This window comes from Ruminococcus albus 7 = DSM 20455 (assembly GCF_000179635.2).
GTDB lineage: Bacteria > Bacillota > Clostridia > Oscillospirales > Ruminococcaceae > Hominimerdicola > Hominimerdicola alba.
In genome coordinates this window covers 1,092,476-1,107,065 of sequence record NC_014833.1, presented here as the reverse complement: position 1 = coordinate 1,107,065, position 14,590 = coordinate 1,092,476, and the positions used below count along the sequence as shown (strand labels likewise).

Annotated in this window: 15 protein-coding genes and 1 tRNA gene; 8 read left to right on the top strand and 8 right to left on the bottom strand. The window is 46.5% G+C overall.

From position 1 onward, the window contains the following. Positions 1-421 precede the first annotated feature (421 nt). The 3 genes from RUMAL_RS04935 to RUMAL_RS22375 are packed head-to-tail and all read right to left on the bottom strand — an operon-like array spanning position 422 to position 1,513. Positions 422-1,018 (bottom strand): manganese catalase family protein, encoded by a 597-nt coding sequence (locus RUMAL_RS04935; RefSeq protein WP_013497673.1) that lies wholly within the window; start codon positions 1,016-1,018, stop codon positions 422-424. Beyond that, positions 1,018-1,281, bottom strand: coding sequence for a spore coat protein CotJB (locus tag RUMAL_RS04930; RefSeq protein WP_013497672.1), 264 nt, complete (start codon positions 1,279-1,281; stop codon positions 1,018-1,020). Before RUMAL_RS04930 ends, RUMAL_RS04935 begins: the two co-directional genes overlap by 1 nt. Continuing rightward, positions 1,265-1,513, bottom strand: coding sequence for a spore coat associated protein CotJA (locus tag RUMAL_RS22375; RefSeq protein ID WP_013497671.1), 249 nt, complete (start codon positions 1,511-1,513; stop codon positions 1,265-1,267). Before RUMAL_RS22375 ends, RUMAL_RS04930 begins: the two co-directional genes overlap by 17 nt. 290 nt (positions 1,514-1,803) lie before the next feature. On the opposite strand from RUMAL_RS22375, the gene RUMAL_RS04920 reads away from it, so the two are divergent. From RUMAL_RS04920 to RUMAL_RS04910, 3 genes are read left to right on the top strand one after another with little or no spacing between them, the layout of a single operon-like run. Next, complete coding sequence (locus RUMAL_RS04920; protein ID WP_013497670.1) at positions 1,804-2,163, top strand: STAS domain-containing protein; 360 nt, start codon at positions 1,804-1,806, stop codon at positions 2,161-2,163. 4 nt (positions 2,164-2,167) lie between these two features. Beyond that, complete coding sequence (spoIIAB, locus tag RUMAL_RS04915; protein WP_423219326.1) at positions 2,168-2,590, top strand: anti-sigma F factor; 423 nt, start codon at positions 2,168-2,170, stop codon at positions 2,588-2,590. Next, positions 2,587-3,243: a sigma-70 family RNA polymerase sigma factor gene (locus tag RUMAL_RS04910; RefSeq protein WP_013497668.1), complete on the top strand. Its 657-nt coding sequence runs from the start codon at positions 2,587-2,589 to the stop codon at positions 3,241-3,243. The genes spoIIAB and RUMAL_RS04910 overlap by 4 nt, the downstream gene beginning before the upstream one ends. Positions 3,244-3,284: 41 nt before the next feature. Here RUMAL_RS04910 and rsmG read toward each other — a convergent pair whose 3' ends face one another. From rsmG to RUMAL_RS04895, 3 genes are read right to left on the bottom strand one after another with little or no spacing between them, the layout of a single operon-like run. Beyond that, a complete protein-coding gene (gene rsmG / locus RUMAL_RS04905) occupies positions 3,285-3,995 on the bottom strand; it encodes a 16S rRNA (guanine(527)-N(7))-methyltransferase RsmG (RefSeq protein ID WP_013497667.1) in 711 nt (236 codons plus the stop codon). A gap of 59 nt (positions 3,996-4,054) precedes the next feature. Continuing rightward, on the bottom strand, positions 4,055-4,396 hold the full coding sequence (locus tag RUMAL_RS04900) for a DUF6465 family protein (protein WP_013497666.1): 342 nt from the start codon (positions 4,394-4,396) through the stop codon (positions 4,055-4,057). Positions 4,397-4,447: 51 nt separating this feature from the next. Next, positions 4,448-4,726 carry an HU family DNA-binding protein gene (locus RUMAL_RS04895; RefSeq protein ID WP_013497665.1) on the bottom strand — a complete coding sequence of 93 codons (279 nt, stop codon included), beginning with the start codon at positions 4,724-4,726 and terminating at the stop codon, positions 4,448-4,450. 482 nt (positions 4,727-5,208) lie between these two features. Here RUMAL_RS04895 and RUMAL_RS04890 point away from each other — a divergent pair, with 482 nt between their 5' ends. The 3 genes from RUMAL_RS04890 to RUMAL_RS04880 all read left to right on the top strand — a co-directional run bounded on the left by RUMAL_RS04890 (position 5,209) and on the right by RUMAL_RS04880 (position 11,388). Further along, positions 5,209-6,444 carry a TFIIB-type zinc ribbon-containing protein gene (locus tag RUMAL_RS04890; protein ID WP_013497664.1) on the top strand — a complete coding sequence of 412 codons (1,236 nt, stop codon included), beginning with the start codon at positions 5,209-5,211 and terminating at the stop codon, positions 6,442-6,444. 74 nt (positions 6,445-6,518) lie between these two features. Continuing rightward, positions 6,519-7,031 (top strand): DNA-deoxyinosine glycosylase, encoded by a 513-nt coding sequence (locus RUMAL_RS04885; protein WP_013497663.1) that lies wholly within the window; start codon positions 6,519-6,521, stop codon positions 7,029-7,031. A 154-nt stretch (positions 7,032-7,185) separates the two neighbouring features. Beyond that, entirely contained in the window at positions 7,186-11,388 is a 4,203-nt protein-coding gene (locus RUMAL_RS04880; protein WP_013497662.1) for a dockerin type I domain-containing protein, read from the top strand. Between the two features lie 220 nt (positions 11,389-11,608). On the opposite strand, the gene RUMAL_RS04875 is transcribed toward RUMAL_RS04880, so the two are convergent. Continuing rightward, complete coding sequence (locus RUMAL_RS04875; protein WP_013497660.1) at positions 11,609-11,818, bottom strand: DUF378 domain-containing protein; 210 nt, start codon at positions 11,816-11,818, stop codon at positions 11,609-11,611. Between the two features lie 578 nt (positions 11,819-12,396). On the opposite strand from RUMAL_RS04875, the gene RUMAL_RS21690 reads away from it, so the two are divergent. Both RUMAL_RS21690 and RUMAL_RS04870 read left to right on the top strand, forming a co-directional pair. Continuing rightward, a tRNA-OTHER gene (locus RUMAL_RS21690) sits at positions 12,397-12,497 on the top strand. 106 nt (positions 12,498-12,603) lie between these two features. Further along, entirely contained in the window at positions 12,604-12,945 is a 342-nt protein-coding gene (locus RUMAL_RS04870; protein ID WP_013497659.1) for an arsenate reductase family protein, read from the top strand. Between the two features lie 76 nt (positions 12,946-13,021). Here RUMAL_RS04870 and RUMAL_RS04865 read toward each other — a convergent pair whose 3' ends face one another. Next, the gene (locus RUMAL_RS04865; RefSeq protein WP_013497658.1) at positions 13,022-14,281 is read right to left on the bottom strand and encodes an SGNH/GDSL hydrolase family protein; all 1,260 of its coding nucleotides are present in this window, start codon (positions 14,279-14,281) and stop codon (positions 13,022-13,024) included. Between the last annotated feature and the right edge of the window lie 309 nt (positions 14,282-14,590).

Genomic DNA, 14,590 nt, shown 5'->3' with positions numbered 1-14,590 from the left:
CCAAATCAAACCATCGACCAGCCCTACAAATCCCCGCCCACAAATAAAAATCCAGCTATCTGTTATATGACCTGCAAGAGTGCAGAACTTTTATCCCGAGTACTGCGGTATCATATCGCCCCTTACGGGTCGAGAAATCAACGAGCTACCGCCGTTGATTTCGGGCGCGGCAATATCTCCGCACATAGTAAGAGCGTGGACGTTTGTTTTGTCCACGCTCTGTATTCCTATATTGCCGCGCCTGTTTGGTCGGGAGTTTGCTGTGTTCTTAATGCTTGCTTTGCATTTGGGTTTTGCGCCTTGACCGAGAGGCTCTGCCTCTCGTGCTCTCCGCAAGCTTTTCGCGAAAAGCTTGACCAAAAGCTCTCTTCCTTGGCATTCTATCCTTTGTACTGCTTTATCCTCTGTACTGCTTTGCCTGTCATTTATCGAATGACGGATTGAATGCATAAAGATTCTTGCTGTCCAGCATATCCGTCACTATCCTCAGACATTCTCCAAACCTCTGATAGTGTACTATCTCCCTCTCTCTCAGATACTTTATCGGGTCGCGCACATCAGGGTCATCGGTCAGCCGCAAGATGTTATCATAGGTCGTGCGCGCTTTCTGCTCAGCCGCCATATCTTCATTAAGGTCGGTTATCGGATCACCCTTGCTCTGAAAATAATCCGCCGAGAACGGCACACCCGATGCCGCAACAGGGTATATGCCCGTGGTGTGATCTACAAAATAAGTGTCAAACCCGCTCTCCTTTATCTCTTTCATCGAAAGCCCGCGGGTCAGCTGATAGAGTATTGCACTTATCATCTCCATGTGCGCCAGTTCTTCAGTGCCGATATCTGTCAGCATTGCCTGAACTTCCCTTGTGGGCGCAGAATATCTCTGACTGAGATACCTCAGCGACGCACCCAGTTCGCCGTCGGGACCTCCCAGCTGACTTACTATGACCTTAGCCAGCGCAGGATCGGGATTTTTTATATTTACGGGATACTGCAATTTCTTCTCATACATCCACATCAGTTCTCACCTCTCTCCCATGGAAAAGGCCTCATGACCCATTCCCACTTATTCGTACCCTCCGAACTTTCCGCTGTCAGGGGACCGTACTTCTCGTTATATTCCTTTTCAAGCTTCTCTTTCTCAGCCTTGTGCTTTCTGAAATATTCCAGACCCATCTTGCAGGTGGGATGACTGTCCAGGTAAAGAACAGCTTCCGTCAGTGCAAAGCTGTTCTGCTGGATCCTCCGCATAAGCTTCTGCTTATCATTCAGTACGGGCATTCTTCACAGCCTCCTCTCCGATGAAAGGTTTGTCAAGACACGGGAATACTGTCCCGCGTGAAAGTGCCACATCATCCTCATAGGGCTCGATCCATGGCTGAAATGGCACATAAGCCATAGCAAAGGAAAGCTTCTTAGGCAAAGTGCTCTCCTTTGCATTACAGCACCTGCTTTCAGTGGCACTGTCATTATCAAATATCCTTTCCAGGATATTTTTCTCGTTATTCTCCAATCATATCATCTCCATTTCTTTTCAGGGAACTTATCAGTCCCTCTGATGTCATATTATGCAGATAACTTTCACAGTGACACAGTCTGCATACTGCTGCATACCGTATTATGACAAAATTCCCGTTCCGCCTATGATATCATTATTATGCAAAGTATGCCGCGCATACAGTTTGTACGCACGGCACTTACAGTAAAATGTACAGAACCCGCAACACCCATAAAGATCCTGTGTGTATCGGGCATAGGGATAAACGACCCATTATCTGTATATCAAAAAGGAGGACTGTTAAATTGATACAAATCAAAACCTGCGGCAGCCTGACTATCGCTCGGCTGTCAGGAGAACTCGATCACCATTCCGCAAGAATGATGCGCACCGAGATCGACCGCGAATTATCAGAAAAACACCCCTCAAGGCTCGTACTTGACTTCTCAGCCGTCACCTTCATGGACAGCTCCGGCATCGGGCTTATTATGGGCAGATACAAGATAATGAACGGGTACGGCGGTAATATCATCATCGCCGCACCGCCTGCCTACATAAAAAAAGTACTTCACCTTGCAGGCATAGACCGTCTTGCAGCGATCACCGATAATTTCACAGAAAAGGAGGCAGATGATATTGAGCAGACCACCCCTCAGACCACTTAATGAAATGACCGTCACTTTCCCTGCCCTCTCGGAAAACGAACGCTTTGCACGTCTTGCAGTCAGCGGTTTTCTATCTCAGCTGGATCCGAATATATCCGAGCTTTCAGATATAAAGACAGCAGTATCGGAGGCTGTCACCAATGCCATAGTTCACGGCTACCGTGATGAACCCGGAGAAGTCATACTGCAGGTTCGTATATTCAGCGGCGGACGAATAGTGATAAAGATACAGGACAGAGGCTGCGGTATGGAGGATATAGCCAAAGCCATGACACCGCTTTATACCACTTCTCCCGAGGACGACCGCGCAGGACTGGGATTCACCATAATGGAAACATTTATGGAGAAGGTGAAAGTTAAAAGCAGACAGGGCAAGGGCACTACCGTACAGCTCGAACGCACCATACAAGGTAAAAAACGCCTATGAGCCGCGATGAAAGCACTCGCCCCGAAGACAACCTCGGGCTTGTTCACCTGTGCGCCAACCGTTTTCGCGGACGTGGGATAGAATACGATGATCTTTACGGAGCAGGCTGCATGGGACTTGTAAAAGCCTCACGAGCCTTTGATGCAAGCCGCGGAGTAAAGTTCTCCACCTATGCGGTACCTGTTATCCTCGGTGAGATAAAGCGGCTATTCCGTGACGGCGGTACAGTCAAGGTGTCACGCAGCCTGAAGGAGCTTTCGCTGAAGATAACCCGCGCTTCACAGACCTTTGCTCACAAAAACGGCAGAGAACCTACTGTATCCGAGCTTTCTGATATAACAGGCGCTGATCCCGATGATGTGATCGAAGCCCTGAATGCCTCTCAGCCCACAGTAAGCCTTACTATCGGGGACGAGGACGGAGAAAGTCAGACCGATCTGCCCACAGAACCTCCCGACGAAGATATCACCGACAGGCTTGCACTCAGGCAGGTACTATCCGAACTTTCTGCAGATGACAGAAAACTAATTGATCTGCGCTACTTCAAAGGCATGACACAGACAGCAGCAGCCGAAAAACTCGGCATGACACAGGTACAGGTATCAAGGCGCGAAAAAAAGCTGCTGACGTATATGCGCACTAAGCTTATATAACAAAAAAGACGGGAATGCACTGCACTTCCGTCTTTGCTTATTTATGACAAGGATCTTTTTTTCATCTGTCCCGCATTTCTGGGATACTTTGCAGGTGTAGGGGACACCTTGCGTATCAGTATCAGTGTCCTTCCGTCACCGCCCGGCAGAGTATACTCCACTACCTTCTCTGTCTTTCCTCCCAGAAGCTTAATTGCAGGTTTCGCCTTATCGAGCTCCTCACTGCCGCTGCTTCCCTTCAGTGAAACGAACAGTCCGCCGACCTTTACAAATGGCAGACAGTACTCACACAGATCCGTCAGATTAGCAACTGCCCTTGCAGTGGCAATATCGAAACTCTCCCTGTACTCATCCTTCTTGCCGAACTCCTCAGCCCTGCCATGAACACATTCAGCATCCAGCCCGATAGTATCGGACAGGCTCTGTAAAAAATTCACCCTCTTGTTAAGGCTGTCCAGCAGAGTAAGCCTGATATCTCCGCGGTATACTTTCAGCGGACATGACGGGAATCCTGCTCCCGTACCCACATCTATCATCGAAACGCCCTCAGGAAGATCAAAAAGCGTGAAGGGGTATATGCTGTCCAGAAAGTGCTTCACAGCTATACCTTCATCATCAGTAATAGCTGTAAGGTTCACCATATTGTTATACTCCACCAGCATATCCGCGTACTTTTCAAGTCTTTCAGCCTGTTCAGCAGAAAGGGCGATACCATTTTCTTCAAATAATCCCTTGTATGCAGAAATTTCCATAAAATACCTCAGCGCAAAAAATGACCGCCCCGCGAACGGAGCGGTCAATGTGAACACAATTAAAGATCTATCTTCTGATCGGCGTCGCCCTTATCGTTTACAGTATAGTAAGCAACACCTTCTTCGGGCTTGATATACAGCTTTACAGCCTTGGGTGCCCTGTGACCCTTTGCCTTGTAGTCAGCCTTTGCAGCCTCAACAAGTGCAGCAACGTCAAGCTGCTTGTCAGCAAATTCAACGTAAACTACGTCTTTCTCGGCAACCTTATCAACAGCAGCCTTTGTCTTCGCAGCAGCCTTTGCTGCAGTCTTCTTTGCAGCTGACTTGGTCTTGGCAGCGACCTCCTTGACCTCAGCAGCGACCTCTGCAGCCTTAGTAGCAGTTTTCTTTGTGTTTGCCATTTCCATGTTCTCCTTTTCTATTATACGGTCGTAAAATACTCCCGTGGGATATCACTTCTTGTCAACAGCATCCTTCAGAGCCTTAGCAGCCTTGAAAGCAGGTACCTTCTTTGCAGGTACATCTATTGGTTCCTTAGTAGCGGGGTTGATAGACTTCTTAGCCGCACGGTCTCTTACCTCAAATGTGCCAAATCCTGGGATAGCTACTTTTTCGCCCTTCTCCAGAGCCTCGGTGATCGTGCTTATAACAGCATCGAGTGCTGCCTCAGCGTTCTTCTTGGTGCTGCCATTCTTTTCAGCGATTGCAGCCAGCAGTTCAGCCTTCTTCATGATTACTACCTCCAATAATATAAAAGTCATTTTTTTAAAATTTCTTCACACCTGATTTACAGTGGTGCGAATTATTTATGTTGATATTATAACCGATATCAATAGCTTTGTCAAATAAAAATGCCCTATTCTCGGGCTTTGAACACAATCTTTGTATGCTTGACTAAATTTTCCGCAATACCTTGTGCAGTATTTTGTGTTTATTCACACAATGTTTAACATTTTTCTATAAAGCCCTATTTTCGGGAGATATCGAGTTTCACAAAGTCAACTATTTTTATGCACAATGCACAAAAATACCTCCTGCTATTTTACATAGTCATTTTCGTTTAGTATATAGCAAATAGTTTGTTTATATGTTATAATAATATTTAAGCGGCAATAGTCAGCCGATGAAGAATATATGTGATCCATAGTAAGATATCATGCGGTCACATATCCTGATCAATGATATATAATATATGATATACGGAGGTAATGGTATGGCACAGACATCAACACAGGTGGTATGCCCTAATTGCGGCGGCACTTTGCAGTTTGATCCTCAGGCAGGCAAGCTGAAATGCATATTCTGTGATTCATTGTTCACACAGGAAGAAGCTGAGGCTTTCTTCAACCAGCAGAACGAAGAAGAGGATATCAAGGATTCGGGCAGCGACTGGGGTGATTTTGCCGAGGGCATGAAAGCCTACAGCTGCAATACCTGCGGTGCAGAGATAATCTGCGACCAGAACACCGCAGCTACAAAATGCCCCTACTGCGATAATACCACCGTTATCGAAGCGCAGTTCTCCGGCGCTATAAAACCGGACCTCGTTATACCTTTCTCCTTCACCAAGGAACAGGCTATGGAAAAATACAAGGGCTATTACGAAAAACGCAAACTGATACCCAGGAACTTTCTTACAGGCAGTAAGGTAGAGGAGATACAGGGCGTATATGTACCGTTCTGGCTTTATGACGGTGCTGTAAATATTGATGCCGAATTTGAAGCTGCAGATAGGACAGAAAATAACAATGAGATCGTCCGCAAGATATACAAGGCTGACCGCCGCGGCACCATAGGTTTTGAAAACGTCCCCGCTGATGCTTCAAAGCGTATGCCCGATGATATCATGGATTCCGTAGAACCTTTCAACTTCGGTGATCTCAAACCGTTCTCCATGACATATATGCCGGGATTCCTTGCAGAACGCTTTGATGTCGAGAAAGAGGACGATCTGAAAAGAGCCGAAAACCGAGTTATAAATACCGCCAAGCAAAAGACCAAGGCAACTGTTCGTCACGATGAAGTAACCGAAAAACGCGGTGATTACAAAGTAAACTATACCAAAAAGAAATATGCCATGCTGCCGATATGGTATCTTACCACATCATGGGAGGGCAAACAGTGGAACTTCGCCATGAACGGACAGACAGGCAAATTCACAGGTGACCTCCCCATCGACAATACAAAACTGTGCCTGATAACAGTCGCTGCTGCATTTGGCACTTTACTGGTATTGTATATGATAATGAGGAGCCTTATGGCACCTCTGGTAGCTGCACTGATAGTCGGTTTTATAGTATACGCAGGACTGAAGAGCAGCATGAGACCCGTCCACAACGCTACTCAGGCAAATGAGTATATGGATAAGAAGATCAAACTGGTACTTTCAAACGATACCTATCTGCGTACCGAACGCAAACAGAAACATCAGAACAATACATCGAACTGATAATACACTACAGCCGCAGGAGTACGTATACTTCCCTGCGGCTGTTGCACTGCTATTGATTATGAGGTGATAATATGTCAGTATACACGCATATAGTACACAGTTTCAAGCCCGTATATGACCGTAACAGCAGGGTGCTCATACTTGGCAGCCTGCCTTCGGTAAAATCACGTGAAACAGGATTCTACTACGGCCATCCACGAAACCGCTTCTGGGCTGTTACTGCAGCCATAACAGGCAGAAAAGTGCCTGTGACAAATGAAGAAAAGAAAAACTTCCTGCTTGATACACATATAGCGGTATGGGACGTAGTGGCAGAATGCGATATATCCGGTTCTTCAGATGCAAGTATCAGAAATGTCAGAGCAGCGGATATATCCATGATACTGGCACTCTGCCCCGATATAACGGTATTTGCAAACGGAGGTACAGCTTCTTCACTGTATGATAAGTACATATTCCCGAAGACTGATCGCCCCGCGGCAAAACTGCCATCTACCAGCCCTGCAAACGCCGCTTGGGACATCAACAGACTTACAGCCGAATGGAAAAAAGCGATCTCTCCCCTGCTCTTACGTATGATATAAATATCAGTTTCTGAGCATATACATAAAAGTTCAAAAACACATATTTACGCGGCTTTTCTGCTTGACACTACATTGTAAAAGTGTTATAATGAAAGTTGGTGTTTAAACATCAACAAGCATCAACAGACATGAACAAAAGTACGGAGGTAAAAACATGAGATGTAAAAAGATCCTCGCTGCTGCAGTTTCGCTGGCTATAGCAGCAGGTCAGTTATCAGTGGGAGCTTTTGCCGATAACAGTGAAAACAGTGATGCCGCATCAGCAGCTTCTGCTGACAGCAATACCACAGGCGATCAGGACTTTTCCCCATACGCCGAAGGTGACAAGCCCTATGCTGCAGGCGATATAAACGGTGACGGCAAGATCGACATCACTGATGTTGTAAAAGCAGCAGCACACATAAAAACTGCAAAATCACTGAATGAGAAAGGTTTGAAGGCTGCCGATGCAAATGCAGACGGCAAAGTTAATATCACCGATCTCGGTCTGCTGGCAGGTCAGGTAAAGGGCAAGCGCAGAATCGAAGTATATACCGATCTTCCCGTTGTGAAGAATCCCCGAGATATGCAGCAAAATGTCAAGCTGATAGAGTTCAATGTAGATAAGGATACAAAGTCTGTTTCCTGGAACGCTGCAGCTGATATGGATACATACAGCGTAAAGTTCACCAACGGTGATAAGACAAAGTCTTTTGACACACATTCGCTTAAAGCTGATATTCCTTATGATATGTTCAAAGACGGTAAGCTGACAGTTGAGATAGCCCCCCTGAGATACGTTATGACCGAGGACGGTATACGTACAAAGGACTACGGCGATACCACAGGATATCTGCTGAAAATAAAACCCGGAACGATAAACGGCAGTATCACCGTTACAGATAATAACGGCAAAGCTAAGATAGACTGGCTGGCGGCTGATTTCGCATCAGGCTATCACGTTTACGACCTGACAAATACAGCAAGTGACGGCAAGCCCAAGCTGATAGCAGATACCGATACCGATCAGCTTATCACAGACTTCCCCAAAAGCGGCACTGTAAAGCTGCTGATCGTGCCTTTCAACTCTGTTGGCGAAGCAGAAGGTGCCAATGCCGAAATGACGGGCGGCACAGTTACCAAGCAAGACCCTGTTGCAAATCTCGCCGCCCCCACATTCAACAGCTACTTCTACAACAGCGACACCACAACTGCTACCCTCATGTGGAACGCAGTTTCGGGCGCTGAGGGCTATGAGGCTTCTATTCAGATAGACGGCAAATGGAAAGCATACGATGCAAAGACCGCCAGAAGCTACAAGTTCACAAACCTTGCACAGCGCACAGGCTTCAAGACAAGGGTTCGCGCATACAAAACTGTAAACGGTCAGAAGGCATACGGTTCTTATTCTACCACCGTTACCGTTGTTACCGACGGCTATGTTAAGTGTACGACCGCTACACCAATTTATGCGAACGCAAGCACAGGCAGCACAAAGCTTGGCAATCTTTATGTCGGTAACACAGTTATGCAGACGGATCTCCCTGCAAACGGCTGGACTAAGATCTTCCTGCCTAACTCCAACGGCACTCAGATCGGTTATGTTCCTACTTCATGCGTAAGTGCGGATTCCAATACACAGACCGAGCAGAAAGCCGATCTCGCTGCACCTACATTCAACAGCTACTTCTACAACAGTGACACCACAACAGCTACCCTCATGTGGAACGCAGTTTCGGGGGCTGAGGGCTACGAAGCTTCTATTCAGATAGACGGTAAGTGGATAGCTTATGACGCAAAGACCGCCAGAAGCTACAAGTTCACTAACCTTGCACAGCGCACAGGCTTCAAGACAAGAGTTCGCGCTTACAAGACCGTTAATGGTCAGAAGGCATACGGTTCTTATTCTACCACTGTTACCGTTGTTACCGACGGCTATGTAAAGTGTACGACCGCTACACCAATTTATGCGAACGCAAGCACAGGTTCTACCAAGCTTGGAAATCTCTATGTCGGTAACACAGTTATGCAGACGGATCTCCCTGCAAACGGCTGGACTAAGATCTTCCTGCCTAATTCCAACGGCACTCAGATCGGTTATGTTCCTACTTCATGCGTAAGCGCAGATACAAACACACAGACCGAGCAGAAAGCCGATCTCGCCGCCCCCACATTCAACAGCTACTTCTACAACAGTGACACCACAACAGCTACCCTCATGTGGAACGCAGTTTCGGGCGCTGAGGGTTATGAGGCTTCTATTCAGATAGACGGTAAATGGAAAGCATACGATGCAAAGACCGCCAGAAGCTACAAGTTCACAAACCTTGCACAGAGAACAGGCTTCAAGACAAGGGTTCGCGCTTACAAGACCGTTAACGGTCAGAAGGCATACGGTTCTTATTCTACCACTGTTACCGTTGTTACCGACGGCTATGTTAAGTGTACGACCGCTACACCAATTTATGCGAACGCAAGCACAGGTTCTACCAAGCTTGGAAATCTGTATGTCGGCAACACAGTTATGCAGACGGATCTTCCTGCAAACGGCTGGACTAAGATCTTCCTGCCTAATTCCAACGGCACTCAGATCGGTTATGTTCCTACTTCATGCGTAAGCGCAGATACAAACACACAGACCGAGCAGAAAGCCGATCTCGCTGCACCTACATTCAACAGCTACTTCTACAACAGTGACACCACAACTGCTACCCTGATGTGGAACGCAGTTTCGGGCGCTGAGGGCTATGAAGCTTCTATTCAGATAGACGGCAAATGGAAAGCTTATGACGCAAAGACCGCCAAAAGCTACAAGTTCACAAACCTTGCACAGCGCACAGGCTTCAAGACAAGGGTTCGCGCATACAAGACCGTTAACGGTCAGAAGGCATACGGTTCTTATTCTACCACCGTTACCGTTGTTACCGACGGCTATGTTAAGTGTACGACCGCTACACCAATTTATGCGAACGCAAGCACAGGTTCTACCAAGCTTGGAAATCTTTATGTCGGTAACACAGTTATGCAGACAGATCTCCCCACTAACGGCTGGACTAAGATCTTCCTGCCTAACTCCAACGGCACTCAGATCGGTTATGTTCCTACTTCATGCGTAAGTGCAGACAGCAATACTCAGACCGAGCAGAAAGCCGATCTCGCCGCACCTACATTCAACAGCTATTTCTACAACAGCGACACCACAACTGCTACCCTCATGTGGAATGCAGTTTCGGGCGCTGAGGGCTATGAAGCTTCTATACAGATAGACGGCAAGTGGAAAGCTTATGACGCAAAGACCGCCAGAAGCTACAAGTTCACAAACCTTGCACAGCGCACAGGCTTCAAGACAAGAGTTCGCGCATACAAGACCGTTAACGGTCAGAAGGCATACGGTTCTTATTCTACCACTGTTACAGTTGTGACCGACGGCTATGTAAAGTGTACGACCGCTACACCAATTTATGCGAACGCAAGCACAGGCAGTACCAAGCTTGGCAATCTTTATGTCGGTAACACAGTTATGCAGACGGATCTCCCTGCTAACGGCTGGACTAAGATCTTCCTGCCTAACTCAAACGGCACTCAGGTGGGATATGTTCCTACTTCATGCGTAAAAAACTACGCTAACAGCGGTCTGACGGTCATCAACCAGGACGGCTATCTCGGCGGAAATCCTGCTGTTCTCGGCTGCGAGGAAACCGCACTTGCATCGGTACTTAACTACCAGTTCGGTATAAATGTCAGCAAAAACACACTGATCGACTACTATATGCCCGAACAGGCATTCTACAACGGCGCTGTCAACGTTGACCCCAACTACTGTTTCTGGGGTTCACCCTACCGCATGGAAGGCAGCGTGGGCTACGGCTGTTATGCTCCTCTTGTAGCACAATCTGCACACCAGTACCTTAATTATATCGGCGTACGCAACAGCTACAACATCGCCCTGAACACCGATTATTACACAGGCAACAACGTCAATAAGCTGAAATTCGATCCCGGTAAACTCGACCTTGGAAATACTGCCGTCAGCGGCGGACTTGATATCAACGGTCTTAAAACTGAGATCGACAAAGGCAACAACCCCATAGTATGGTACTCTGAGGTAGAGCCCTATGCTGTTTGCACCCAGACGATCACCGCAGGTCAGAAGTATTCTAACCCCGGCTCAGGCACATATAACTTCACCTGGTACGGCAGACAGCACACTGCAGTGCTGACAGGTTATGACGATGCCAATAACTGCTTTATACTCGGTAATGTTGAAAACTTCGACAGCAGCAGCTATTACGGCAAGGTGCAGACCATGTCCTATGATTTCTTTATGGATACCTACACTAAACTCGGCAGACAATCTCTGATCATTACAAAGAAATGATCATTAATATCAAGACACTTCCGATAATGCCCGGAAGTGTCTTTTTTATTGTTGTTTTCACGGCATACAACCTTATTTTTTTACTACAGAACAGCGCAAAGCAGGACAGAGAAGCTCCCGTCGGACTTGCAGCCCTCCCATAACGCTGCAAGCCCGTACCTTGTGCGTTCTGGGTCGGAAGCTTCTCTGCCCTGCCTTGATCCTACGGCAGAGCAGTGCGCTATACCATGTCGGGAAGGAGCTCCCTGTCCTTGAAGAACAGTGAGATGCACCATACCGCGGATATCGCCACCAGTGTGTAGACTATCCTCGATAAAAATGCTGCCTGTCCGCCAAAGATGAAAGCCACCAGATCAAATTCAAATATACCCAGCAGCCCCCAGTTTATACCGCCGACGATAAGCAGCGCCAGAGCTATCCTGTCAAGCATTGATACCATTCCTTTCTTTCGGCTGTTCCGTTAATGCATAAAATCGCTGGATCTTCAGCATTACGGTGTGTTTGCCGTTGCTGAAACTATTATGAACAGTTTATCAAGAAATATGCACAAATAAAAGAGCAATTTTTGGCAAAGACGAAAAAGTTTGTATACGCTTTCTTCATAAGTTTATAAATATATAAAACAATCTTTTTATACTTTATATTAATAAGAACAATGTAATAACTGCGTATTTATACTGTTAAATCATTATATAGAGCAAATAGCCACACAAAAAAATGAAAATTGTGCAAGTTGCTGAAATTTGCGAGTTTCCAAAAAAACATTCCCATACCCCTTGACTTTTTTCGTAAAACCGATTATAATATAAATGGTGTTAAGGAAATCGAATAATCAGATTGATTTAACATCCGTTTTGTTGTCTCCTTTCTTTTGTTCTACACATAGTTTTTTTGTTTTATTTTCCGCAGGTCACCGTTGACCTGCTATTTTTTTGCCATTTTTCAAAAGCCGCGTTCCAGCTTGCATTAAACAGCATTCTGTGGTATAATATTTTCAGAAGATGTTCGGCAGATGCGGCGAAGAGGTAACGCGGTCGCGGATGCGTGGTCGGTGATATACGGCGGGGGTATCTGCGGCGATCTCGCGGGTTCGATTCCCGCCATCTGCCTTATATTTTTCCTGTTTCCGATGACGGCAAGCTTGTAGCTTTGTCGCTTAAAACCATACTTGAAAGCACACATACGACGGTGTATTATTATACAGAGGTGAAAATAATGAACATACAAATATTCGGCAAAGCAAAAAGCTTTGATACCAAAAAGGCAGAGCGCTATTTCAAAGAGCGCGGCATTAAATTCCAGTCCATCGACCTTGTGAGCAAGGGAATGAGCAAGGGCGAATTTGATTCGGTGCTGAAGGCTGTAGGCGATATCGAGAAACTCATCGACCCCAAAGCCAAAGGCGAGACCGCCGACCTGCTGAAATATCTGGGCAGCATGGAGGAGAAGCGGGAAAAACTCCTTGAAGAACCTTCACTCATAGCCGCACCAGTTGTCCGCAACGGCAGACAGGCTACTGTGGGTTACTGTCCCGATATATGGAAAAACTGGGAATGATAGTCAATGCATAAAATACGGGTGTCACTGTTTCGCATAAATGCGAGATCTGTGACACCCGTTTATTATTATAAGTTTATACTATACCAAGCGCGAGCAGCTGTGCTGTCTTATCCTCACTGCCTGAAGCCATTGATATCTCCACCCTGTATTTTGCAGGCGAAGGCTCCATTACAACATTCGACCTGTTGGGTCCGCCCCAGCCCTCAGGTGTTACCGCCGTAACATCACGGTCTGCATATTCCTCACCGTCAAGAGTAATATGAACGTGCATATCACCGAACTTTCCTCCGCTGACCTCTTTATATATAAGGTACAGGAACTTCGCTTCGACCTCGAAAACTATAGGCTCGTTTCCAAGCTCCGGGTCATGGGTCCAGCCGTTTGTGAAGTGTGCTGTATCAGAGCCTATAGTCCAGCTGCCCGTTTCGATAGGTGTCAGCCTGTCATTCTCCAGCATATCCGCACCTATCTCACGCGGATGAAATACATCTTCAAAAGGCATTATCACATCGCCCTCAGGCTCGATATCCATAACAGTATCCCAGTAATGGTCTATCATTCTTGCCACAAGCGCGTGTCCCTCAGTATTCGGGTGCGACTGATCGTTTGAAAAATCCTTCCATGTCATCCGTCCGTTTTCAAACATGAACCTCAGCGCATCGCAGTAGGATATCATAGGCAGACGGTAAGCCTCACCTATCTGCTTCATGTAATCCTGTGCGGAATGATCATCCTCGGTAACCGAAAACAGCAAAACAGGGGCTATTCCCTTCTGCATCAGGGTCTTTACTATGGATTCATAAGCATTCTGAAATTCAGCATCACCGCCGTCATTCACAGCAAATTCAATGAACACGATATCAGGGTCATAGGCTAGCACATCTCTCTGCAGACGCAGTATACCAAGCTTAGATGGCGTGCCGCTTATGCCTGCGTTTACATACTTTACATTATCGCCTGTACCGAATTTCTCTGCAAAATGCTCATAGCTGAGTTTTGCATAGCAAAGGTCTGCGCCCGCAGATATACCCTCAGTTATTGAACCGCCCAGATACGCTATCGTGACTTCTTCGCCGCTCTGTGCTTTTTCAATAACTTCCCGTATCTGTTTGGTGTTGCCGTAGGATGTCATAGCCTTGTTTATCATGGCAGCATCCCACTCCTCGTCTGTTTCGGGCAGTTTCTCAGGCTGACTCTCTGTCACCTGTTCTTCACCGCTCACCGCCGCCGAGGATACCTCTGCCTTGCTGTCATCCTGCTTTCCTCCGCAGGATGCTGCCCCTGCCGACATTATAAGTGCCGTCAGCAGCGCTGTGATCTTAGTTATTTTCATATTATCACCATATCCTTCATCTCAGCGGAGCCCCTCTCCGCTTTGTGGACATTATACCACATTTTCCCCAAAATGTAAAGATAATTATTATTAATATCTGCCATATATTTTCAACATAGTGTATCCCTGTGCTGTTTGGTATACAACATAAGCAGTTTAACTGCTATATGGCTTAACATAAAATGTGTAAACTTTTTATTTCTTAAACGATATCTGTCGGTATAGCAGTGTTGATTTCCTGCCAAAAATATGTTATAATATTATCAGACCTGTAGGGATACTTCCGAAGCCTTAATTGCGCCGCAGGTG

What these genes read in the sequence shown, in the direction of transcription:
- RUMAL_RS04935 (WP_013497673.1), bottom strand. Translation starts at nt 1,018, where the DNA reads ATGTGGATGTATGAGAAGAAATTGCAGTATCCCGTAAATATAAAAAAT.
- RUMAL_RS04930 (WP_013497672.1), bottom strand. Translation starts at nt 1,281, where the DNA reads ATGCCCGTACTGAATGATAAGCAGAAGCTTATGCGGAGGATCCAGCAG.
- spoIIAB (WP_423219326.1), top strand. Translation starts at nt 2,168, where the DNA reads ATGACCGTCACTTTCCCTGCCCTCTCGGAAAACGAACGCTTTGCACGT.
- RUMAL_RS04910 (WP_013497668.1), top strand. Translation starts at nt 2,587, where the DNA reads ATGAGCCGCGATGAAAGCACTCGCCCCGAAGACAACCTCGGGCTTGTT.
- rsmG (WP_013497667.1), bottom strand. Translation starts at nt 3,995, where the DNA reads ATGGAAATTTCTGCATACAAGGGATTATTTGAAGAAAATGGTATCGCC.
- RUMAL_RS04900 (WP_013497666.1), bottom strand. Translation starts at nt 4,396, where the DNA reads ATGGCAAACACAAAGAAAACTGCTACTAAGGCTGCAGAGGTCGCTGCT.
- RUMAL_RS04895 (WP_013497665.1), bottom strand. Translation starts at nt 4,726, where the DNA reads ATGAAGAAGGCTGAACTGCTGGCTGCAATCGCTGAAAAGAATGGCAGC.
- RUMAL_RS04890 (WP_013497664.1), top strand. Translation starts at nt 5,209, where the DNA reads ATGGCACAGACATCAACACAGGTGGTATGCCCTAATTGCGGCGGCACT.
- RUMAL_RS04885 (WP_013497663.1), top strand. Translation starts at nt 6,519, where the DNA reads ATGTCAGTATACACGCATATAGTACACAGTTTCAAGCCCGTATATGAC.
- RUMAL_RS04880 (WP_013497662.1), top strand. Translation starts at nt 7,186, where the DNA reads ATGAGATGTAAAAAGATCCTCGCTGCTGCAGTTTCGCTGGCTATAGCA.
- RUMAL_RS04875 (WP_013497660.1), bottom strand. Translation starts at nt 11,818, where the DNA reads ATGCTTGACAGGATAGCTCTGGCGCTGCTTATCGTCGGCGGTATAAAC.
- RUMAL_RS04870 (WP_013497659.1), top strand. Translation starts at nt 12,604, where the DNA reads ATGAACATACAAATATTCGGCAAAGCAAAAAGCTTTGATACCAAAAAG.
- RUMAL_RS04865 (WP_013497658.1), bottom strand. Translation starts at nt 14,281, where the DNA reads ATGAAAATAACTAAGATCACAGCGCTGCTGACGGCACTTATAATGTCG.